This window comes from Erysipelothrix larvae (assembly GCF_001545095.1).
In the GTDB taxonomy this organism is placed as follows: Bacteria; Bacillota_I; Bacilli_A; order Erysipelotrichales; family Erysipelotrichaceae; genus Erysipelothrix; species Erysipelothrix larvae.
On sequence record NZ_CP013213.1, the window covers coordinates 1,981,781 to 2,004,945 of the forward strand.

Genomic DNA, 23,165 nt, shown 5'->3' on the forward strand with positions numbered 1-23,165 from the left:
TCAATGGACGCGATCTTTTATCCTTGCGATAAAAGCGCACTTTCTGCTTGAACTAACTTTTTTCTTAAATCAGTCCATGATTCATCCAAGAAGAATTCATCCAAACACAGGATGTCACATCCTGTGTATCTCAATCCAGGTTTATTGGTAATGAGCACCTCAAATCGATCTAAATCCCGATACAATTCCTCATAGGTTCTGCAATCCAGGACTTCAAAGTGAATGTGTTCACCAAATTCATGTCCCAAAACTTCTTTCGCAAATAAAGCATGTTCAATATCACTGTCAAAGAAGATCGCAACATCAATCTCGCGATCGCGTTTCTTAAATAAGGTCATGAGTCCTTCCCAGTGTGTAATAAAGATATACAACACGTTGTATTTCATCACCTGATATTTTTTATCACTAAACAAGGAATCATAGACATCAATCATTTGCTTCACAAGAATCGGATTGTAAAGTTCTAAGTGTGTCACAAAGTGCCGATCACGATCATAGACAATATACGGCGTCTTATTGGCCTCTTTCATCACATCAAATAATGTCACAACCAGTTCATCATAACTGGTAAATTCCATCCCTGTGGTCTGTGTAAAGCGTTGTAATAACTCAACAACCTTATCATAGATCTCTTTTTCTTTATCATCTACCAAGAGTGATTCAAGTTCTTTAGCTGTTAATGCAATCGATGTTTTATCAAACAAATATGGAATACAGAAATGCACAATCGAAGGGGTGAGTTTGATACCAAAGGCACTTCTAAATTTCTGATTCACAGCATCGAAATCATTTACGTAATCTGTAATCTCTTCTTCAACGGTATCTTGGGGTGATCCGATATAGTATTTCAACCGCACATAAAACCGTAAAAGAACCAGGTTAAAGTCCTGATTGTTTTGAATGAGTTTATTGGTGAGTTCAATGCTATGAAGTAATAATTCAACTGCTTCAATTTCTTCAGGTTTCATAAACAGATTGACTCTGTTGTATTTCTCAAGGAAAAAAATTGTAAACAATTGAATGATTGCTTTGGTATCCCCTTTTATTTCCAAAGGATTGGATGAAATCTGGATGTTGAACTTTTCAAGTCCCTTATTGATTTGTTGGATCAAGCGTCGAACGGTCACTTCACTTAAGAATAATCGCTCTGCAAGTCCCCCAATACTCCATACTTTTTGTAAGAAAATATCTTCTAATACACGAAGTTCCACACTTTCTTCAAGTATTTTATCAAATAAGTAGCGTTCATTGTACTCACTTGGTATATACAGCTCTACCCCTTCAGAAGTTGAGACAATTTGGGTAGGTTCACACATCTCGTTAATACGTTTTATATCTCCCCACAAGGTCCTCTCAGGTACATTTGAGCCTTTACTGAGTGCTTGTAAGGAAGTTTTACGGGTATCAACAAGGTAATCTAGGATCTGAACGATACGTTGATCTCGTTTCGATAGTAAATTAATCATTTTTATACCTCTTTAGTATTATATTATCAAATTTTGCGAGAAATGACGCTTATTTTGATAATTTAAATGAAATTCTGTTTGTTACACTTAGTTCGTAAGTTAGTTACACCAATCAGGATAAACATGATGAAGGAGGAAACAATTATGAACATCAACAGAATGATTGACACATTTATTGAAATGGTAAAGATAGATTCGGTATCACGAAATGAAGGAGCATTTCATGATTACCTTAAGGGGCTATTTAAAGATTTAGGATTAGAGGTTTATGAGGACAACACAATGGAGACAACCGGTCTTGGTGGAAACAACCTCATCTTCACATTAAAAGGAAATACAGAAGGAACACCACTCTTCTTCTCAGCACATACAGATACAGTTGAGCCAGGTGTTAACATTGAACCAATTTGCGTCGATGGCATCTTATCTTCAAAAGGCGATACAATTTTAGGCGCTGATAATAAAGCTGGGATCGCTATCTTAGTTGAAATGATTCGTCATATTCAAGAAAATGACATGGCTCATCCAACACTTGAGTTTGTATTTACTCCAGGTGAAGAGATTGGACTTGTAGGTGCAGCTGCATTGGATCACTCAAAGCTTATCTCTCAATATGGATTGGTTCTTGACAGCAATGGTCCTGTAGGTGGTCTTACAATGGCCAGCCCAACATTGATGACCTTAAGCTCAACCATTCATGGTAAATCTGCCCATGCTGGACTTGAGCCTGAAAAGGGAATCTCATCCATCACTGTGCTTGCAGACATTATTAATAACCTAGAACTTGGCCGACTCAACGCAAACACAACCGCAAATGTTGGAGTTATCTCTGGAGGAAGTGCAACCAATGTAGTCTGTGACAAGGCTGAAATGAAAGCAGAGCTTCGCTCCATTGATCTTCAAGAGTTTGAAGTCACAAAGCAAAAGATGCTTGATACGATTGAAGCAATTGCATCAAAGCATGGCGCAACCCATGAAACAACAACACAAATACTATCTCAAGGATACCAATTTACACAAGATATGCCATTTGTACAACTCTTAGTTGATGCATTGAGCGTCTATGACCTTACACCAAACTACATGGTTTCAGGTGGTGGAAGTGATGCGAACGCATTTAATGCAGGTGGAAAGCAAGCAATTAATATCTCCATTGGGTATGAGGAGATTCATACAACCAATGAGTACATTCCGGTTCAAGAAATGAAGCGATGCGTCTTATTATGCCTCGAGCTGATTAAGCGCATGGCACAAGGGAATCATGATCTTAAATAAGATCAAAAAGATCACCCTCATCGCACTTGGCGTAGCAATTATTACCATCAGTATCCAATGGTTCCTTGCACCCTTCAGCATTGCAGCTGGAGGGGCAAGCGGACTGGGTATAATTCTACATAATGTACTCGGAGTGAGTGTTTCTTCAGTGGTATTAGTCATGAACATCATTGTATTAACACTCGCATTTATTTTCTTAGACTTCGATGCATTCGCAAGTGCATTTATTGGAAGTGCAATGCTTCCTGTAATGCTTGCTTTTATCCCTGAGATTCAATTGGTACAAGACCAATTATTTGCAGTAATCGTTGGAAGTATTCTCTTTGGAATTGGTGTCTTCATCCTCTTCTCCTTGAATGCTTCTAGTGGTGGAACAACCATTCCCCCGCTCATTTTAAAGAAAAAATTCAACATCGATCCAGCACTGAGCTTGATGTTAACGGATGCAATCGTTGTAAGTTTGTCACTCTTCTTCTTTGGCGTAGAACCATTCTTACTCGCAATCGTCTCTATCTTAATTACGATGGCAACGATGAATTTCCTTAAATCCCAACAAAATGTGGGACGCTCAGTCACGATCATCAGTTCAAAACATGAAACAATCCGCAACACCATCCAAGAAACATTAAACCGTGGCGTCACTGTACTTCATGGACAGGGTGGTTATACACTTGAGACCTTTCCAGTTCTCATGGTTGCACTTACTGGAAAAGAATACAAAGCATTAATTCAGTGTGTTAACGAGATTGATCCCGAAGCATTTATGATATCGCAAAATACGCATAACATCTACGGATCAGGGTTCACCTACGCACGTGTCGTATAAAATAGGAGGTAAAACATATGAACGCACTACAATCATTTGCAATAATCATGATGATATGGACCATTAGCGATGCCGTATCAAAGAAAACAAAGTCGCTTGTCTCGTCACTACTTGTTGCCAGTATTTTCTTTCTGGTAGGATTTAAAACGAATATTCTTCCAGCAGATATCCTAGTGACATCTGCCCTACTCCCCTTAGGTGCAACCGTCGTAGGACTCATTATTATTCACCTAGGAACCATGCTCAGTATCGCAGAATTCAAGAAGCAATGGAAAACCGTAGTCATCGGTGTTTCCGCAATTCTAAGCGCAACAGCTGCCCTTCTTCTTGTATTCCCACTCTTTGGCTTTAGCTTCAGTGAGGCAATTGCAGCAGTTGGTGGAATCACAGGTGGAACCATTTCCGTAATCTTAGTACAAGATGCCGCAATCCCATTGGGACTGACAACCGCAGCAGTACTTCCAATCTTAATTGTCGCAATTCAAGGAATCATAGGATTCCCAATTACATCTTTCATTCTTCGTAAGGAAGCACTTCGCATTAAAGCAGAAGGTCCTTCAACACCTGTTGACACTTCAAATCAAGAAGAGAAGAAGCGTGGATTCAAGCTTCCTGAGGCACTCCAGACAACGGCTGGAACACTCTTTACACTTGCAGTATTCATGCTAATCGCATCCCAAATTGCTGCTTTAACTGGAGGCGCAATCAATGAGTTTGTTGTTGCATTACTTCTCGGTGTTGCACTACGTCACTTTGGCGTACTAAAGCCAAATGTACTCAGTGGTATTGACGCTTTTGGATTCATGATGATTACCATTATGATTATCATCTTCGGTCCTTTGGCTAACCTATCAATCCATGACCTCATCGCAATGGCTTACCCATTACTCATGGCGTTTGTAATCGGAATCAGTGGTGGTATACTGGGTGGCATCCTCGCAGGTAAGGTTGTTGGCTTTAGCACTATGATCTCAACCGCGATTTCTCTAACAATGCTCTTTGGGTTCCCAGGAACAATGATTCTTAGCCAAGAGGCTGCGAAGAGTGCTGGTGATACACCAGAGGAGATCAGTATGATCGAAGGCGAGATTCTTCCTAAGATGATCGTTGCAGGATTCTCAACGGTAACAGTAACTTCGGTACTAATTGTTGGATTCTTAGTTCAGTTTATTGGATAAACCCTAACATTTCATCTTTTTCCCTTAAAGCTCGGTATTCCCGGGCTTTTTGTCTGCATTAAAAAGCCATTAAAGCACCTTAGTGTTAATGGCTGATTCATCATATGCTTACTTTTCGCTGATAAGTCCATTACTTTTCTTCACAAACAATTCCACATGCTTGTCAAACCACTCCATCAAACGGTAGTGATTATAGTCTGGAAATACCGGGTTGAATTGATCATATACCCCGGACTCGTAGCGTTTGCGTATATTGTGATTCTCTCGAATCGTCTCAATATCTTCAAGTGAACTGATTTTTGCATAACTGTCTTCCTTTTGAAACACATAGATATAATGCGAATCAACATAGTTCAACAATGTTGGATAGTTCAGTGTAAAGATGGCTTGACCGGTTGCGCGTTTCAATATTTTCCCTAAGAGGTATTTCAGTGTTTCAGGACTAAAATTTCTTCCAACATTATCATAAACAACAGTATTACCCACATAACTATCTAAAAACACCGTACAGAAATCAAGGACTTCTTTATAGCTTGAAGGTAAGTGACAATCATGGGCTTTTTGAACCCCATCACCGGTGTTCATATAGGTCACTAGTTTATAGGTAAGCATTGATCCTTCACGTTTGAATTCATAACGTACGTGGTCAACTTGGGGGTAAATTGACTTGACAATTTCACTGATAACAATTGATGATGCTTTATAGAAATGAACCAGATCTTCTTGGGCATATCCATGCGATGATGAAACCCCGAAGTCTTCAATAATGTTTTGGTATTCCACATGGTGTAGCTCATCGGATTGAATGTGAATACGGCCACACTTACGGAGCAGTTCTCGTAAACTCTTCTTGACGCGTATTTTTTCAGACCGTTCAGCAAAATAAAAAATCGATAGGACCGTATAATCCTGACCATAGTCGTGATAATACCGTTCAACAATTTCTCGATTTCTTTGACTCAATAATTTTTCATCGATATATAATCCGGTTTCAGTCGCCGAAAATACCACGTGATACTCATTATGAGCGCGTCTAAAGAGTGATTCAGACACGATATTTCCTTCAGGGGATAAGCGGAGTTGGTAATCATAGTGATCACGATTGAAAACTAACTCATAAATGAGCACGTGATTTTGATTGGATCCCATTCTCAAATTTTGTAATGCGGCTTCTTTCAAATTAAACAGGGGTGTTTCTTTGGTCATTTGGATGACACGGGAATTATAATACAGGGCATTGCAACTCTGTTTAAGAAAGGCAAATAGATCTACAAAGCTTGACTTTCCAACCCCATTTTCACCAAATAGGAAAATGAATTGTTTAACTGCACCTTTTCGGTTTCTTAACGATATGACCCCATCTTGAAGGTTCCGATAGTTTTCAGTATATACTTTTGCGAGCATGTGAACCCTCCTTAGTTACGCATTAATAATACCATTAAACAATTAAGTATTTTTTCATATCGTTGAATTTATATTAAGCTAAGTCGGTGAACTACCCCCACTTAGCATACGCTCGAAGTGGGGGCTTCTTGAGAACAAAGCAAACTTAATCGACATTCCTGTCGACCAGCGGTCACTTTTATTTATCAAGCTATCCCCGATGTCCCATCGGTTTATTGTTTTTTCATTCTTAGGATTGATACGAAAGTCTTAATCCTTCATTCAGGATATTGATGCTTGCATTCAAATCACGATCTTGTGTGATGTTGCAGTTGGAACATTCCCATTGACGTATCTCCAGTGGTTTCTTTCCATCATTATGTCCGCAGTGAGAACACAGCTGACTGGACGGATACCAGGAATCAATCTTGATTACTTTTTTCCCATACCAATCGGCTTTGTATTCGAGCTTTGCCACAAATTGTGACCACGACACATCTGCAATACTCTTTGAATATCGCTTCGTCTTCATCATTTCTTTAACTTTTAAGGTTTCTATACAGAGCACATCATGGTTCTCGATTAGCTCCTTACTCACCTTGTTTAAGAAATCATTGCGTCGATTTGCGATCTTCTCATGGATTCGTGCGACTTTTAACTTTTGTTTTTGGTAATTCTTGGCTTCACTCAGCGGGACACCCCGTTTCTTTGCCTCCCTTTTACGTTTTGATAACTTACGTTGTTCTCGTTTCAGTGTTTGTGCTTCTTGGTTTGTGAACCGTGGGTTTGGAATACGTCTTCCATCAGAGAGCACCGCAAAAGCAATCAATCCAAGATCAATCCCAACCTCAGACCCCGTCTTAGGTAGGTGCTCGATTGTTTCTTCGACTAAGAGTGAGACGTGATAGATTCCTGTTGTACTCCTTGATATCGTTGCGGATTTAATATCACCTTTTGGGTGACGATGCATCTTGATTCTCACAAGACTCTTAAGTTTTGGCAGTTTAAGGTATTTATGATTTTTAACGGATATTGTTCCCTTTTGATTGTTTGTGGTATAGGACTGCTCCATTTTTCTTGATTTATACTTTGGCTCACCTACCTTTGGATCTCGATAACAATTCTTAAATGCTCGGTCAAGATTCAATTGTGCATTCGCTAAGGCAAGACTGTCTACTTCCTTCAAATAAGGGTGATCTTCCTTATACTTTGCAGGTGTTGGAATTTTATCGTTTGTTGGAAGTCCGTTTCGATAATCCTCATTCATTTGAAGCCGCTCTTCAAGCATGAGGTTATACGTCTTACGAACACAACCAAACGTTTTTGCGAAAAAGGTGATTTGCTCTTGGTTTGGATAAATTCTAAACCTGTAGGCACGTTTCATCGCTTTTCCCCCTGTGTCTCAATATACTGTTTCAACACTTCTAGAGGTGCACCACCAACAGAAATCAAGCAGAAACTTTTTGACCAAAAAGCATCTTTCCAAAGGGGTGCTTTCACTTCTGGAAATACTTTCTTAATCAAGCGACTGCTTGCACTTTTGTAAGCATTGATAAACTTGCTAAGTGGTGTATTTGGATGGGCTTTGAATAGAATATGAACATGGTCAACATCATGATTCCATTCAATACAGGTGATATTGTAGTTTGGAGCAATGGAAACAAAGATTTCATGAGCCCGTTTCGAAATTGAATCGTTGATGACTTTTCTGCGATATTTTGTGACAAAAACCATATGATATGTCAATAAAAACACAGAATGAGCATTATTGTCTAAAACCTGCATATTATGCACTCCCCTTACATTTCTACTGACTATATTATATCATGATTTAAGGGTTAAAGACAGCCAATTCATCCCCCACTTATAGAAGTCGGAGACTTCTTGGCATTTCTGTTAAAAAAGACCTGCCCTTATGAGACAAGTCCTCTTATTTGCATATAACCCCTTAGGGTTTATGAGAAATCATCAAACCCTATATTTCTTAACCCCGATAACACGATTCCATTCTCGACAAATATTGGGAATCGTAATACTTTGGGATTGTTGATGATGAACTGAATCACTTCTGAGACCAACATATCATCAATGCAGTCTTTTATGAGATGATACGCAGATGATTTTTTCGCAATCAATCCATCAATTCCGGTATCTGAACACACTAAAAGATACTTCACTTCATTATACGTAAGGGGTCTGGATTTCGTGATGTGATGAATCCGTGCACTTACATTTTTTTCTCTGATTTGTCGCGTCAATAGGCGACACGACTGACTGTTTTGAACAGTATAAACTAAAGTTTCGATGCTAAACCCTCCCTAATTTTCCACTAATCACATTGACTACAAAGACTGATCAAATCAGAAACACTCATGGGTTCATGAAAGATTGCGCCTTGCATAAAATCCACACCCAGACATTGAATCATGGTTGCTTGTGTTTTATCCTGTATTCCATGTGCGATTGTTGTGACATTTTTACACTGACAAAGTCCAACAATTGACTCAAATAATGATCCAACTTGAAACTCATCATGTAATGGCTTATTGGGAATAAATTGCTGATCAATTTTAATCATCGACAACGGCAAGCGATTAATGCATTCCAATGTCTTGAATCCCGTTTCGTATTTACTAAGTGCAAAGGAAAACCCTTGTTCGCAAAGTTTTGTTAAAACCGACTCAACCAGATCAAGATTCTCAATGGCTTCATGATCTGGAATCACAATTAAGATATCTTTTAAAGAATTATTAAACATGTGAAGCGTTTTACAAATATATTCAACATATCCTTCCGAAATCAGCTGTCGAATTGAGATGGTGATACTAAACCGTAGTGTTTTCTCAATTCTTTTTTTCATAAAACTCATGGTTTCACTAAACAGACGTAAGATATGAATCCCAAAAGGGATGCAAAGCGAACACATTTCAATTTTCCTTGAAAAGTCATTGCAACAGATATATCCATAGGTAGGGTGTTGCCAATAAACAAGTGTTTCCACAACTTCAATTGATTGTGTTTGGGTACACAAAATCGGATGAAACAACAATTTAAATTCCTGTTTGTCCATCCCTTGAAGCACTTGTGCCACAAACTCACTATGGTCTAGATCAATTATTTCTGTTGATATTCTTTGGGTTGTGCGCTCTTTATCCATCATACGGTCTTCTCTTCTACATGTGCATCATAATAACACACACCACCCAGTATTTAATCCAGACCGATGTGTGGTTTTGTCTTATGTGTTGATTTATGATTCAATGATAAAACAATGAATCAAACTAACATTATTATAACGAAACCATTTCGATTAATCGTGATGATATTTTTCTTTAGTAGGGAAATTTTTATAAATAAGCGGAAACTCTGATAGTACTAGAGTTTCCACTTATTGGTTTGTTGATGGGATTAAGGCTTATTTAGCCTTTCATTAATGCCCTCCCACTTCAATCATCTCAACGCGTTTTTATTTCTTCTTTGGTGCTTTTCGACGGATTGAAACAAGAATCAATCCAAGACCACACACTACTGCAAGGGTTGCAAGGATCATGGTAGGATCGTGTTGCATTCCGGTTGAAGGAAGCACAGGTGCTGGTCGTACTGGCGTTGGCGTTACTGGTGGATTTGGAATTGTTTTCTTACCAGTATCCGGAATAATTGGGGCTCTATATGTATTCGTAATGGTGAGCCCATTCACACGTTTTTGATAATTAGCAGGTACATTGACTTCATCAACACTGTAAACATATGCTTTTCCATTTGCATCGGTTGCATCAAGATCAAACCATGTATACGTCAAAACTCCGTTCACTAAGGTTATCGGTGTGTCAACTGCAAGGCCATCTCGATAGAGTTGCACTTGAATTGATGGATGGGTGGTTGGACCACCATCCCACACTTTATTCACAACAAGGTTAGTCTTAGGAATCACATAGGTGTTGGAAATAACAAACCCTTCAACACGCTTGGCATAATTTTCTAAAACTGTCACTTCATCAACACGGTATTCATAGTTGACACCGTTTTGATCGGTTACATCAAGATTGATGAAGGTGAATTTTTCCACACCATTCACAAGTGTTATTGGAGTTCCAAATGGTACGTCATTGCGATAGAGTTGGAGTTCAATTGTTGGGTGGTCATCGGATCCTCCAACCCATTCTTTCCAAACGTCAATGTTTCGTTTTGGACTCACATAGGTGTTGATAATCTTAAAGTTTTCAACACGTTTCGTATAGTTTTCTGGAACATTTACTTCATCAACAGTGTATGTATATTTGACACCCTTGGTATCCGTTTCATCCATGCCACTCCATGTGTGACTCACTTTACCTGCGCTAAATGTGACAGGATCACCCAAAGCAACCTGATCTCGATACAGTTGAACTTGGATTTCTGGACGATTTGTGTGGCCGCCCACCCACATTTTCTCAACGGTAATGTCGATCTTTGGAATCACGTAGGTGTTGGTAATGACAAAGTCAGCAACACGTTTGGTATAGTGTGCAGGAACATTTACTTCGTCAACGGTATATGTATATTTGACGCCATTGATATCCGTTTCATCCATGCCACCCCATGTGTGACTCACTTTACCTGCACTAAATGTGACAGGATCACCTAAAGCGATTTTATCGCGATACAGCTGAACTTGAATTTCTGGACGATCAGTTTGGCCGCCTTCCCACATTTTCTCAACGGTAATGTCGATCTTTGGAATCACGTAGGTGTTGGTAATTATAAAGTTATCAACACGTTTGGTATAGTGTGCAGGAACATTTACTTCATCAACGGTATACGTATATTTGACGCCATTGATATCCGTTTCATCCATGCCACCCCATGTGTGACTCACTTTACCTGCACTAAATGTGACAGGATCACCTAAAGCAATCTGATCACGATACAGTTGAACTTGGATTTCTGGACGATCGGTATGGCCGCCTTCCCACATTTTCTCAACGGTAATGTCGATCTTTGGAATCACATAGGTGTTGGTAATGGTGAGATCTTTTCTGGATTTAGTATAGTTTTGTGGCACATTTTTCTCATCAATTGTGTAAACATACGGATTGCCTTTCTTATCAGTGAGTGGTATATCCCTGATGATTGTGGTGCCACTTTCTCCACTGATCACGATATGATCCAGGTATACCACGTCATTTTGGTACAAGGTCACCTCAATATCTGGTCGTGGTGATGGTCCCCCTTCCCAAACTTTATTAAGGATTAACTCTGTGAATGGAACTTGATACACATTATCGAAAACGATGTTTGGGGCATCACTGGTCAATGTTCCTGATAAATTTCTAGATTGCGGTGATACTTTATAGCGCTCATTGAATGCTTCAGTAACACTATAGGTTGAGCCAATCCGTAAATCAAACACAGCAATTCTCTCAGCGTTTTTCAAATAGAAAAGTCCATCGGTTATGGTTATCGGTTTTTCAGTACCTCCAGAGTAGAAAGTTGCACCACCATTATATGGGCTTCCATCGATCAACAACTCAAATTCAAAGGATTCATCGATATCCAAGAGCGCTCCATCCTCATTTTTCACCGTTTTAAAGACAGCCAACCCCGTATAAACAGAGATGAATCCAGCATTGACACGTGCCGTTGGCTTTTCCAGTGATAAAGTAAAGGCTTCGGAGCTTAGGTCATTGGTAGCACGTTTAACATGACTTTCCATTGGCCCCGTTCCAAGTCGAGTAACGTCATATTCTGGATGAATCGGAACAGCAACTCGATACGAACCTGCTTTGTTTGTGATGAACTGATAATACCCATTTGCATCTGTATCAACACGATCGATTGGTCGATTTTGACTGTCATAGAGTGTGACGGTATACGGTTTTATCGGTTGATCGTTGGTCTTAGGATCAAAGATACCATCTGCGTCTTCATCAAAGAATACATAGCCATCAATGGTATACTCAGAAAGTGTCAGTATTGCGAAATTAGACTCAAGGAAGTCTTCTGAGTTTGGCGTTAAGAGCCCCACTGAATTTATCGCAACATCCTTACTTCCAAGTATTGGATTATCCGGAACATTAACAGGTATATCAAAGATGGCTTCTTCATTGACATCCAATTTTTGATCGTTTCGTAAGACGATTTTGAGTGCAGTTACTGCCGCAAAGCTTTTAGGTTGTGATACCCAGCTTGCGTTTGAATTGAAATCATGCATATCTTCAGTTGGTATTGTTGTTGTATAAAATACCTCAAACTTGTCCGTCTTGCTTATCGGACCCGCTAATTTCACATTGAATGTTGAATTACGATTTACGCGTGCATCCTGAGAATCCTTTGCAACAGTGCGGTCATTTGGTGTTGGTAGAAGGTCAATCAAGGTGATTTCACTGAATGCTTCATCCGTATAGTTTTTAAGATGAATTCGATACGTTGCAGTGCCACCGACACTTGATGTTCCTTTGAGTGGTGCTGCCACAAAATCACGGTCAGCATCGCCTTTTACTTTTTTACTGATAAACAATACTTTATCCGGAAGGTAATTAAACTTCGCATCCGATTGCGATAGCAATACTTTTCCAGTCCCTAAGCTTGTTATATTATAGATATCAGAAACAATTCGTGAATAATCGGTTTTCACTGGTTTCACAACATCCGAATTTGTCCATGAAAGAATGGATTGATTCGTATTTAGACCTTCTGGTGTATCATTTGTAACCATGGCACTATACGTAATTACCACCGGTATATTCCATGAATTTGGTTTAACATCAGACCCTTTAATATCTTTTAACAACCAACTGATTGATGTCAACCCCGTATCCATAAAGTTACGGTATATGTATGGTTCTCTTAATGTCGATGAATGAATGCTTACATCAAAGTTATTGAGTGGAAAACTCACTGTGGCAGAACCCCCTATATATTCCAACCCCATTGGTAATATATCGACAAGTGCGTTTGTTTTTAGGATTGTTTCCCCAACAATGTCTTTTACATTGACTTCAAGTTTAAAATGGATGGTACTTCCAGGCACAAAATTACAATTGCCTTCGCTCCATTGCTTCCCATCTTCACCAATGATGGTTTTCTTGATAAATGCCTGTGGGTCGCCATCGGTGAGTTTTAGCTTACCGGTAATACCGATATCGATTGGATCATTTAGACCATTGTGTCCGGTAACCCGCGCAGAGTTTTCAAGGGATCGTGTTTTTTCACCCGCATTCAGAATTTTCTTGGTTGGATCGATAAATTTCGTATAAATTTCAAAGCTCAGTGATCGATCACCGCCCTTTAAATACCCATCACCGTCTGATTTTAATGTGACATTTTGCACACCATCAGGAATCTCTTTTTCAAAAGCGGTGGTTGCAGGTTGTTTCTCAACAAGTGCTTCAGTTTTATCCCCATAATCTAAGTAGATACTGTAGGTTCCCACGTAGTTATAGGATCTTGGCACCTTAATTTTTGAGTACTTCAGGTTTGAATCAAGGTTAAAATCCATGAGGGAAATGTTGTATATCTGAGACTCTGGATTATCTTGTAATGCAAGATTCTTAAAGACTACATTCCACAACACTTCTTGTTCTTTGGAACGCTCAATATCAAAAACAGTCGTCAGCGTTGACTTAGTGAGTCGATACTGTTCAAGTATTCCCAGTTTAAACGTAATTGAATCACTGACAACTTTATTTTGTTCAAAGTCTTTTTTCTCATGTGGAACCAGCGTCAATGTGGCACTATTTGTATAGTCTTTATCAAGCGCTCCACCAGGGAAAATTACATGTAAATAAGGGGTAAGCCGTATATCTTTTAGCATACTTGGTTCATTCAAATTATACGTATACGTTACAATACGGGTCTTTTCATCATAAGTCCAGTCTTCATTATGCTCCTGAACAAATTCTGCCCCTTCTGGTAAAATATCCGAGACAAGTATTTGAGAATAGAATCGATTTCCATAATTCTCCGTTCTATTGAGTTTATAGGAAAATGCAACGTTCCTTAATTTTGAAGGATCTTTACTCAGGATTGTTGGATCATTCTCATCCGGAATGCCTGCAGGTGCAACTTTCCCATCCACATCTTGCCAATTACCAGCAAAGACTGCTTTTTTGAAAGTAGGTGCTTCGGTAACGATGACATATTCCTTTTCTGCTTTACCGATTGTTACCTTATTATTTGTTTCATAATCAGCAGCAACATTAAACGTGTATCCGTCTGGTGTATTTCCATCTTCAGTATTAATTGTAATCGCTGTGCTGATTGAACCCGCGGTTCCTAAGTTTCCAATATCATAAATTATCTTATAAGAGGTTTCATCTTCTTCTAAAGTAATCCCCTTGATTGGACCATCTTTATGATATGTGATTGAATCCTTTGGAATATATTGCTTAGGAATTGTTACTGTAAGTTTTGATCCTTCTTCATTGGTAACAAGTGCAGATATATTAGCCGATACATAGAATGTAATCTGTTCATGTGAACGATATTCACTCCTTTCGCCTTCCCCGTTAGAATTGGTAGTAATCTTAACGTATTGGTTTCCTCCTAAGCTTCCATCATCCAACGCATGCGTAGTTGATGAAGAGATTAGCGATGAAAAAGCAAGCAAACTTGCTAAAATAAAGGTCATAATCTTTCGATTCATACACTTTCTCCTTTTATATTATAGGGTGGCTCCGGGTGGGTATTGCCTATCCCTTCACCCTATTAACGATTCAATTTATCGAAAAGACTCAATAATTTATGACTATTTATGGAACACTTATGAATCGGTGTACCCATATAAAAATGCACCCATTCCTTGTGTGGAACACGTGCATTTTTTGAATTGATTATAATATTATAGTCCTTATTTTAAAGAATGTTATCAGCCATTCTCATGGATGACAATCATGCGTGTGTGTGTTTAATCTTTGTGATTATTCAGACACCTAAAGAAGTAATACATCCGCCCAATATCTTCCTCATTCGCAAAGCTGTTAATTGCAATGCTTGGTTTTGCGATGTCTTTAATTAGATTACGCGCTGAGACAACAGCACAACAATTATGTTCATTCATAAAGTCTTCAAGTGATTGCCCATTTTGTTGCGATTGTTTGTCATTTCCATGATAAAGGAAATAGTAGTTATTTGGGAAGATTGATGAAATGAAATTCACCATTGCATTGCCATAATTGACGCTGAAGTCACAATAAATTGCGATATTTCGGCCACTTGGCATTTTCTTCTTATTCTCATTGGTTTCTAAATAGTAGACAAGGCATCCAATGAGTTGTTCATTGCCATCCGTCAGTGTTTTAAAAAGTGATCTAAGGTTTGTATTTCTCATATCGTACTTGTTATAGACACTTTCAAGATGGTTTATCATAAATTTATCGATTGTGAATTTACGATTCTTATAGAATGAGAAGAGCTTGTCATTGCTAATCATGATATGCGCAATAATTGAGTATAATGATTTATAGGAATCTTCACTGATACCATAACCCAAGACATTGAGTTCATCAATAATGGTCTTGAGGGTTTCTTCTTTTTCATTCACAAGTGCTTGCAGTTCGTTGCAGTATCTGTAAATCGTTTGTGATATATCATGTTCGACATCCATGACATTGTGCGTATCACTTGATTTCATTCTAAACCCTTGCATATTGCGAAGGATTGATGCTTTTTCCAAATAGTACAAGAAGTCCAGTAAGTCTGAGTTTGCTGATAATTGATCCATATAGTTCAGTTTAAAACTTGGAACACGGTCTCTAAATGAGAACGCACTTTGGAAGTAGTAATAAAATGATGCGATAAATACGCGTATTTTATATTCATCGCCTTCAAGTAACAGTCTGTTTCGGCTATTGAGTCGAACATCATCTTGGGCAAGTTTATCCACAAGAATTTGGATGATTGCTTTCACAGTTTGTCTGTTACGGAAGGTTGTTGCGGAATGTTCCTTAATGGATTGTCCAGGCCTTTCAATGATATCTCTTAAAATAAGAATCTCAGTTTGAGATGCCATGAGACAATTCAATATATATTGATAGTTCTCGCACACATTGTTACGTGTCTTAATGATTCCACCCGTTGTACCAATGTCCAGATAATTATCATAGTAGTTTACAAGGTACTTCACATCGGAATATACCGTAGTTTCTGAACATTCATTCACTTCTGATGTTTCTAAAATTGATACTTCACCGGATTTTTTATTTAGCAAATCCATAACATTTGATAATCGATCCAGTAAAGATTTATCGGTCGTTGCCATATTCTTCTCCTTTTCAGTAATTTTGCTTGGCTTTTATGTTCCAAACAAAGATGCATAAAACATCGTTTTATGTTTTTTAGGTAGATTGATTTAAAACCTGTAAAACATTAATCAACATAATCTCATCACATCTAAGGGGGGGTAGATACTGAGTACACTGAGTCAGTCCTGATTTAGCGCATCTTCTTTCATTTTTGACAAGACGCTTGATAATTGGTTCAAGTCCATTTGGTGAAGTGCACACTTTTAAGGATCACAAAGACCCCGATACGATTCAGGATTCATCTTTCAGTGTTTTTCTCAACATTGATTCAAACACTATTATTACCTTACGAACAGTTCGCAATTGGATGTTTAAACATTACATCTCATAAAGCAAACGATGATTTTTAAACCCGTAAAGTATGTTTATTTTAATGACATTCAAGGCTTCACGATACATCAAAAGCCTGTGTCTTTATTTGTTTTATTTTTATAGAGGGTTTCGCACTTAAATGGTACGAATTTGACACATTTGTGATCACTCACTTTGAGTCTAACCACTCAAGCAGCAATCCAATTCATGAAGTCCACGTTTTTAAGACGTGTTGATCTGCTTCATTTTATGGATGCGAATTTCATATTTGAACACCTCATAAATCGCGGTAGGTACGTATTGGTAAATGAGACAGTACTGATGTTCTTTTGACTTGGCTTCATGATTCCAAACGGGAGCATTAAGGACATAATCATCCCTACTACTGCCAGGAGTGTACACAAGGTTTGAATCAGCTGAAAGACGTCTTCATGTTTGAAGTGTCGTTTGGGTTGCTTGTGTTTCACAATATATAAAACCATCGAACCTGGTGTTAAGGAAAACAGGCGAAACCCATTTTTCTCACTTTCCTCAAGTTTTAGCTTCATTTTTTCTTTTCCATACCGCAGACGACTTTTAACGGTACTCTCAGTAATTCCTAAGTACTTCGCGATTTCACATATTCGCATATCTTCATAGTAATATAGAAAGATGCATTCCCTTTGATCTTTGGGTAAACATCCTAAAACATAATCAAAAAGCTCAGTAAGCTCTTTACGCTGCGCGTAATCTTCTGGGCTGTATCGCTTGGACAAATCCTCAGCATCAAACTCAGAATTTGGATACGACAGCTCGGAAAACAACGCTGGTTTTTTTCGTTTAAGGTAATCTTTTGCTTTATTGGTCGCAATTCGATTTACCCATCGTTGATATCCTTCAACACTAAAAGTTCCAAGACATTCAAACTTTATGAAAGAACTAATATACGTGTCTTGCAACAAATCCAAGATTGTACTCTCATTATTGATATATCTTGATATTGTAAAATAGACTGACTTGTATGTTACATGATACAAGTAGTCAAAAAGTTCTAACGTCAGTCCGTCAGAATCATAAACTCTTTCATCATTATTCACACGACTATCCCCCACCCAATTGGATATCATCGCAATGGAATTAAATCACTTTTCACTAAAACTTAATTGACATTCCATTGGTTTAATCAAATCCATTCAATATTCGTTCTAACGATTCCTCCTTTATCCTTGGTGCACATATCATAAAAACATCCATGTGCACTTTGGATTAAAAACGCTTGTGAATTACAGACTCGTACTTCACTGTATGTTATGCTCATTGTTAAAGTCCCACCCCCAAAATTTGCATACCCTCAATGTCTTGAAATCATCTCAAAGTAGACCTTTGAAGCAAAATCAAGCCATAGATATACAAGCTTCTATATATATGACGAATTATACCCTTAATTAGTCTTAAATTTAAGAAAAAAAGTTAAAAAATGGGTCAATCACTTTTTATGTGGGATTGCCTGTGAATGACATTTGTAAAATAATAACAACTTGAATGAAAAAAGACCTTACTGTAGAATTTATTTTGCAGAATAAACAAACAGGAAGGTCCATACATGAATTATACACAGACACTAACCCAATCACAAGAACTATGTTTAAATCATTTCTTAATCCCTAATACACTCCGTGGATTTCATAACACCAACACCACAATCGAAACAACAAGATCCCAAAGAGATGCTTATTGCATGCATGGTATTTTAGAAGTTCAAGAAACAGATAAAGTATGCAGCGGTTGTGGTAAGGTGATGCATATAAACAATCGTAAACCGTGCACACTAAGGCATTTAAGTATTGGTGCAACACTGATGCATGTTCGTTTTGATAGACCCCAATTCTATTGTGTTTCTTGTAGGAATTCAAAGATGCAGAGTGTACCGTTTAAGGCTGAAAACCACTTTATTACTATTGAACTTGAAAACTATACAAGAGACCTACTCAGTATTGGAACATATACCCTCAAGCAAGTCGCTGAGATTACAGGATTAGGGAAAAACACTGTTAAAGCCATCGACCTCAAACGCTTGAAAGAACTCTATACAATTGATGGCGAGGTACTAAAGAAACCAGAGGACTACACACGATACCTAGGCATTGATGAGTTTAAACTCCATGATGGACATAAGTATGCAACCCATATTATCGATATGGAAACGGGTCACATTTTATGGATTGCACACGGAAAGAAGAAGCAAGTCGTCTATGATTTTATAGAGCATGTTGGCCTAAAGTGGATGGATCACGTTGAAGCTGTTGCATGCGATATGAACTCAAATTACCAAGAAGCGTTTGAAGAAAAATGCGAACACATCCAAGTTGTATTTGATCATTTTCATATCATCAAAAACTTTAATGATAAGGTCATCAACGAGGTTCGCAAGGATGAGCAAAATCGTTTGAAGAATGAAGGGAATATAGAGGCTGCTGCGGCACTTAAGAAGACAAGATACATCTTAATGTCATCACGAGAAACGCTCATTAGAAAAGACAATGAAGCCAGAAATGGAAAGATTATCAAGGAAGGCAGTTCTTTATTTAATATACCCAACATTACGCGTAAAGAAGGTCATGAAGTACGTTACGATGAACTATTGAAAGAGAATGCATTAATCTTCACACTGGATGTGGTAAAAGAGAAATTGCGCTACGCATACACCCTTAATGATGAGAGTAAAATGGCAGATGAAATCAGTTCAATTGTCGAAATCTGTCAAGCTACAAAAAACAAACACTTTCAATGGTTTGGACGACTCTTAGACAATCACTTTGAAGGAATCATCGCTCATGCAACTATTAAGATTTCTGCGGGTAAAATAGAAGGTATCAATAATAAAATCAAGACTCTACGAAGACAAGGTTATGGTTACCCTGATGATGAATACTTCTTCTTAAAGTTAATTGATGCAAGTAGGAAAACCTATGTTAGGAATGTGCCATCCCACAAGATTTGTGATTGAACCTAAAAAATTATAGAATTTTAAACATTTCACAAAGATTGCAGGGTGTGACATCTTTTTTTTATCAAAAGTTTGTGAAGAATTCGCATTTTTTTATAGTTTGCCCATCATCCATGATGCGATGAGGCTGTTGTGAATGGGCTAAAAAAAACAGGTTGTCTTAAAACCTGTCTTCATTAACCAATAAATTGAACAAGCAGTCCAATGACCAAAACGGATGTAACGGTTACGGTTGAAAACCCCGCAACAATCATTTTCGGTAAGATTTCACCTTCAATTGCTTTTACTTCTTCTTCAGTTTCACCCACACTTTTTGCTGCTTCTTGACTTAATATCATGGTTCCTGGGAATCCAAAGAGTTGTGTTAAGGAGATTGCAATTGACATCATCGCGCTGTAGCCCAAGAGCTTACCAACCAATACACCGCCAATTACTGCACCACTGACACCGATTGTAAAGGATAAAACCAAAGGTACTGCCATCGCGATTAAATCATGGATGGATAGGGATGCCAGGGGTCCAAAGATGATAATCAGAATGGTAATCATAAGGAAACCAAACGCATCAATGCCACTGAGTACATTTGGTTTTAAAATGCCAAAGTGTCTGAGCGTTACCCCAAACAACAAGGCAACTACAAATTCATTGATAACATTGTTGGTAAGGGCACTGATTTGGGATGCAATCAACATGATGACTGCAAGAAGAAACAGTGTACCCGCAGTTGTTTGAAAGGCTTCAGGAAGCGCAAAACTGCGTTTCTTTGTTTCTTTTTCTTCATCTTCTACCAAAGGTTTAATGCCATCTTTCTTAATGCGTTGTGCTTCTTTACGAAGGATAAAGGATGTAATTGGAAATCCAATAATCCCCTGGATTGCGACGATGAGTACTGGAAGGACCGCAACAGTCGAAAGCCCTAAAGGTATGGCGACATCTTGAACTAAGATCACGGAAATGGTTCCTCCAGTAATCCCTGCTGCTGCAGCAATTGCTTCACTAAATGTGCCACCAAATAATGGGAACAGTGCCAATAGGGCACCTGTTGATCCAATGATTGAACCCACCCCAATGACTACAGTTCGCCATTGTTTCTTAAAATCATCCACACTCAACATGGTTCCTAAGTGAATGATAATCAGTCCAACGACGGTTGCACCCAGTGGTAATAATGCTGAGTTAACTAAGATGTTTTCGGGTAAAATATTTGTTTTAAAGCCAATCAAAAACAAAACACTTGCAACTAATAATGAAGAGACCATGGATTTGGTTTTCTTTGATACCGCATCACTAATCGTCCATATCATCATAATAATCGCAAAAGCTGTTAGCGCGTTCATGCTATCCTCCTACACTGCTCGTGTATATGTGAATCCCGATCCGTAAATGTTGTGTGTATTTTGTGAGATCATAAAGGCATCGGGATCTATCTTTTGAATCTCATGAATTAATGTTTTATATTCTTTCCCTTTCACTGCCACAATCAATACAGGGAATGATTCTTGGGTATACCCCCCTTGACCACTCAAAATTGTGACACCACGCGATAAGGTCTTGGTAATATAGGTTCGAATCTCTTCGTGTTTTGGACTCATAATCATAATTGAGCGTCCATTATTGCTTTGTGATTTCAAGAAGTTCATGGTTGCCATCGTTAAGAGAATTGAGAAAATCGCAAGCAAGAAGGACTCAACACCAAAGATGAAAAAGGAGAATCCTACCACAAAAGCATCAGTAATCATGAGGCTTAATGCAGGATCAATGTTGAATTTCTTCTTTAAGATAAGGGGTGGAATGGTCGTCCCACCACTGGACGCACTGTGTGAAAACAACACAAATACTCCGATACCAAATCCAATACTTCCTACAATAACTGCAAACAATTGATCATTTACAAGTTGTAATTCTGGGACTAAGTCTAGAAAGATTGGGAGCATGATGCTTCCAATTAGTGCGTTTGCGAACACTTTGCGTTCCAACATGAAGTAAGCCAATGTAAGGACTACAATATTAAATAACAAGACAACTGTCCCAACTTCAATGTCAATCATTGAGTGAAGAATAATCCCCAACCCACTGGCTCCCCCTGCCGCAATATTAAAGGGAGCTAAAAACCACTGGATGCTTAGGGTAATAAGCCCTACCCCCAATGCAATCCATAAGATACGTATCAATGTTTTATGATTCATCTTTAAAACCTCTCATTCTGTCTATAATATCCAAACACACACCGACACATGTTTCCATTTGAGATACAGGAATCATTTCGTCTACAGTGTGTATTTTTTCATAACCAATCGCGATATTCACGCATTGCTTTCCATGTGCATTGAACACATTCGCATCACTGCCTCCACCCGAAATAACATAGCGTGACATGCAACGGTTCGCCTTGATTGCTTGATCAATCACACCAATAAATGGCATGGTTTGAGTAAATCGATAACCGGTTGAAAGTTGTTGGGTTGTCGTATGATGATGGGCACCATATTGAGTAGTTACTGCATCAATAATCTGGGTTATTGATGCGATCTCATTGAGGCATACTTGATGATCAATGGACCGTACTTCTGCTTTCATTGTGGCTTTTTCCGCAACAACATTCGTTGCACTGCCCCCTTTAATAACACCCACATTGACCGTGGTGATTTCATCAAGTCGTCCCATCTTAATTTGGCTGATTATTTCCGCTAACACTTTGATTGCGGAAATACCTTTTTCAGGTTCAAGACCAGCATGGGCAGATTTTCCAGTAATCTCTGTCTCAAGGGTAATAAGGGTGGGACTTGCACAGGTAATGCCACCCACAGGTCCATCACTATCCAATACAATTCCATAATGTGCGTGGATCGTAGACATATCCAGTGCACTTGCCCCAACAAGTCCAATTTCCTCACCAGGGGTAAACACAAATTCTAAGGTTGGGTGGGGTAAGTGTTCTTCTTGAATCGTCTGTATGAGCTCAATGATAATCGCAATCCCTGCTTTATCATCAGCACCAAGGATAGTGTGGCCTTGCGATGTGATTATCCCTTGATCCAGGATTGGAACAATGCCTTCCCCTGGTTGTACTGTATCGGTATGTGCTGAGAAGAACAGTGGTGTCCCTTCACAGTTTCCCTTTAGTGTAAAAACAAGATTATTCCCACCTAATCCTGTTTGTGTTCTTGAGCTGTCTTCATTGAGTTCTAACCCTAAGTCAATCAGTTTCTTTTTAAGCACATCATGAAATACCCCTTCATGTCGTGAGACTGATGCAACTCCAACAAGTTCCATAAACGACTGTGTCATTCGATCTGTATTCATAAGTATCCCTCGTGTTCCTTTTATATGCCTATAATAAACCTTTTTTTTAGTTGGTTCATTCATAATGACTGGTTAATTACAACTTTCTTCAAATTTTTTGTCCTTTTTTTATTTTAGCGGATATTCGTAAAAAAAACACCCTGAACTGTGTACAAT

General features: G+C 38.5%; 16 protein-coding genes. 4 read left to right on the forward strand and 12 right to left on the reverse strand.

Features of this window, described 5'->3' with window-relative positions:
- Positions 1-17: 17 nt before the first annotated feature.
- On the reverse strand, positions 18-1,466 hold the full coding sequence (locus tag AOC36_RS09010; RefSeq protein ID WP_067633528.1) for a helix-turn-helix domain-containing protein: 1,449 nt from the start codon (positions 1,464-1,466) through the stop codon (positions 18-20).
- Positions 1,467-1,610: 144 nt separating this feature from the next.
- Here AOC36_RS09010 and AOC36_RS09015 point away from each other — a divergent pair, with 144 nt between their 5' ends.
- From AOC36_RS09015 to AOC36_RS09025, 3 genes are read left to right on the forward strand one after another with little or no spacing between them, the layout of a single operon-like run.
- Positions 1,611-2,741 carry a M20/M25/M40 family metallo-hydrolase gene (locus tag AOC36_RS09015; protein WP_067633530.1) on the forward strand — a complete coding sequence of 377 codons (1,131 nt, stop codon included), beginning with the start codon at positions 1,611-1,613 and terminating at the stop codon, positions 2,739-2,741.
- A complete protein-coding gene (locus AOC36_RS09020) occupies positions 2,728-3,567 on the forward strand; it encodes a YitT family protein (RefSeq protein ID WP_067633532.1) in 840 nt (279 codons plus the stop codon). The genes AOC36_RS09015 and AOC36_RS09020 overlap by 14 nt, the downstream gene beginning before the upstream one ends.
- 17 nt (positions 3,568-3,584) lie before the next feature.
- Positions 3,585-4,745 (forward strand): hypothetical protein, encoded by a 1,161-nt coding sequence (locus AOC36_RS09025; protein ID WP_067633534.1) that lies wholly within the window; start codon positions 3,585-3,587, stop codon positions 4,743-4,745.
- 108 nt (positions 4,746-4,853) lie between these two features.
- Here AOC36_RS09025 and AOC36_RS09030 read toward each other — a convergent pair whose 3' ends face one another.
- From AOC36_RS09030 to AOC36_RS09065, 8 genes are all read right to left on the reverse strand, one after another.
- Positions 4,854-6,149, reverse strand: coding sequence for an AAA family ATPase (locus AOC36_RS09030; protein WP_067633537.1), 1,296 nt, complete (start codon positions 6,147-6,149; stop codon positions 4,854-4,856).
- A 229-nt stretch (positions 6,150-6,378) separates the two neighbouring features.
- The gene (tnpB, locus tag AOC36_RS09035) at positions 6,379-7,512 is read right to left on the reverse strand and encodes an IS200/IS605 family element RNA-guided endonuclease TnpB (protein ID WP_067633539.1); all 1,134 of its coding nucleotides are present in this window, start codon (positions 7,510-7,512) and stop codon (positions 6,379-6,381) included.
- Complete coding sequence (gene tnpA, locus AOC36_RS09040) at positions 7,509-7,913, reverse strand: IS200/IS605 family transposase (RefSeq protein ID WP_067633541.1); 405 nt, start codon at positions 7,911-7,913, stop codon at positions 7,509-7,511. The genes tnpB and tnpA overlap by 4 nt, the downstream gene beginning before the upstream one ends.
- 170 nt (positions 7,914-8,083) lie before the next feature.
- Positions 8,084-8,386, reverse strand: a complete 303-nt coding sequence (locus AOC36_RS09045) for an ArsC/Spx/MgsR family protein (protein ID WP_067633543.1) — start codon at positions 8,384-8,386, stop codon at positions 8,084-8,086.
- A gap of 71 nt (positions 8,387-8,457) precedes the next feature.
- Complete coding sequence (locus tag AOC36_RS09050) at positions 8,458-9,288, reverse strand: EAL domain-containing protein (RefSeq protein ID WP_067633544.1); 831 nt, start codon at positions 9,286-9,288, stop codon at positions 8,458-8,460.
- A 306-nt stretch (positions 9,289-9,594) separates the two neighbouring features.
- Positions 9,595-14,751: a Cna B-type domain-containing protein gene (locus AOC36_RS09055; RefSeq protein ID WP_067633545.1), complete on the reverse strand. Its 5,157-nt coding sequence runs from the start codon at positions 14,749-14,751 to the stop codon at positions 9,595-9,597.
- A 261-nt stretch (positions 14,752-15,012) separates the two neighbouring features.
- On the reverse strand, positions 15,013-16,365 hold the full coding sequence (locus AOC36_RS09060; protein ID WP_067633546.1) for a helix-turn-helix domain-containing protein: 1,353 nt from the start codon (positions 16,363-16,365) through the stop codon (positions 15,013-15,015).
- 597 nt (positions 16,366-16,962) lie between these two features.
- On the reverse strand, positions 16,963-17,796 hold the full coding sequence (locus AOC36_RS09065) for an RNA polymerase sigma factor (RefSeq protein ID WP_067633547.1): 834 nt from the start codon (positions 17,794-17,796) through the stop codon (positions 16,963-16,965).
- 506 nt (positions 17,797-18,302) lie between these two features.
- Between AOC36_RS09065 and AOC36_RS09070 the strand changes: the two genes are divergently transcribed.
- On the forward strand, positions 18,303-19,706 hold the full coding sequence (locus AOC36_RS09070) for an ISL3 family transposase (protein WP_078055020.1): 1,404 nt from the start codon (positions 18,303-18,305) through the stop codon (positions 19,704-19,706).
- 176 nt (positions 19,707-19,882) lie between these two features.
- Here the strand turns inward: AOC36_RS09070 and AOC36_RS09075 are convergent, their stop codons facing one another.
- From AOC36_RS09075 to AOC36_RS09085, 3 genes are read right to left on the reverse strand one after another with little or no spacing between them, the layout of a single operon-like run.
- Positions 19,883-21,043 (reverse strand): hypothetical protein, encoded by a 1,161-nt coding sequence (locus tag AOC36_RS09075; protein WP_067633548.1) that lies wholly within the window; start codon positions 21,041-21,043, stop codon positions 19,883-19,885.
- A gap of 9 nt (positions 21,044-21,052) precedes the next feature.
- Entirely contained in the window at positions 21,053-21,892 is an 840-nt protein-coding gene (locus AOC36_RS09080) for a YitT family protein (RefSeq protein ID WP_067633549.1), read from the reverse strand.
- A complete protein-coding gene (locus AOC36_RS09085; protein WP_067633550.1) occupies positions 21,882-23,009 on the reverse strand; it encodes a M20/M25/M40 family metallo-hydrolase in 1,128 nt (375 codons plus the stop codon). The genes AOC36_RS09080 and AOC36_RS09085 overlap by 11 nt, the downstream gene beginning before the upstream one ends.
- Between the last annotated feature and the right edge of the window lie 156 nt (positions 23,010-23,165).

Excerpts from the sequence above, each read along its gene's own strand:
- AOC36_RS09050 (WP_067633544.1), bottom strand. The coding sequence starts at position 9,288 with ATGATGGATAAAGAGCGCACAACCCAAAGAATATCAACAGAAATAATT.
- AOC36_RS09030 (WP_067633537.1), bottom strand. The coding sequence starts at position 6,149 with ATGCTCGCAAAAGTATATACTGAAAACTATCGGAACCTTCAAGATGGG.
- AOC36_RS09060 (WP_067633546.1), bottom strand. The coding sequence starts at position 16,365 with ATGGCAACGACCGATAAATCTTTACTGGATCGATTATCAAATGTTATG.
- AOC36_RS09010 (WP_067633528.1), bottom strand. The coding sequence starts at position 1,466 with ATGATTAATTTACTATCGAAACGAGATCAACGTATCGTTCAGATCCTA.
- AOC36_RS09015 (WP_067633530.1), top strand. The coding sequence starts at position 1,611 with ATGAACATCAACAGAATGATTGACACATTTATTGAAATGGTAAAGATA.
- tnpB (WP_067633539.1), bottom strand. The coding sequence starts at position 7,512 with ATGAAACGTGCCTACAGGTTTAGAATTTATCCAAACCAAGAGCAAATC.
- AOC36_RS09020 (WP_067633532.1), top strand. The coding sequence starts at position 2,728 with ATGATCTTAAATAAGATCAAAAAGATCACCCTCATCGCACTTGGCGTA.
- AOC36_RS09080 (WP_067633549.1), bottom strand. The coding sequence starts at position 21,892 with ATGAATCATAAAACATTGATACGTATCTTATGGATTGCATTGGGGGTA.
- AOC36_RS09055 (WP_067633545.1), bottom strand. The coding sequence starts at position 14,751 with ATGAATCGAAAGATTATGACCTTTATTTTAGCAAGTTTGCTTGCTTTT.
- AOC36_RS09070 (WP_078055020.1), top strand. The coding sequence starts at position 18,303 with ATGAATTATACACAGACACTAACCCAATCACAAGAACTATGTTTAAAT.
- AOC36_RS09025 (WP_067633534.1), top strand. The coding sequence starts at position 3,585 with ATGAACGCACTACAATCATTTGCAATAATCATGATGATATGGACCATT.
- AOC36_RS09085 (WP_067633550.1), bottom strand. The coding sequence starts at position 23,009 with ATGAATACAGATCGAATGACACAGTCGTTTATGGAACTTGTTGGAGTT.
- tnpA (WP_067633541.1), bottom strand. The coding sequence starts at position 7,913 with ATGCAGGTTTTAGACAATAATGCTCATTCTGTGTTTTTATTGACATAT.
- AOC36_RS09075 (WP_067633548.1), bottom strand. The coding sequence starts at position 21,043 with ATGAACGCGCTAACAGCTTTTGCGATTATTATGATGATATGGACGATT.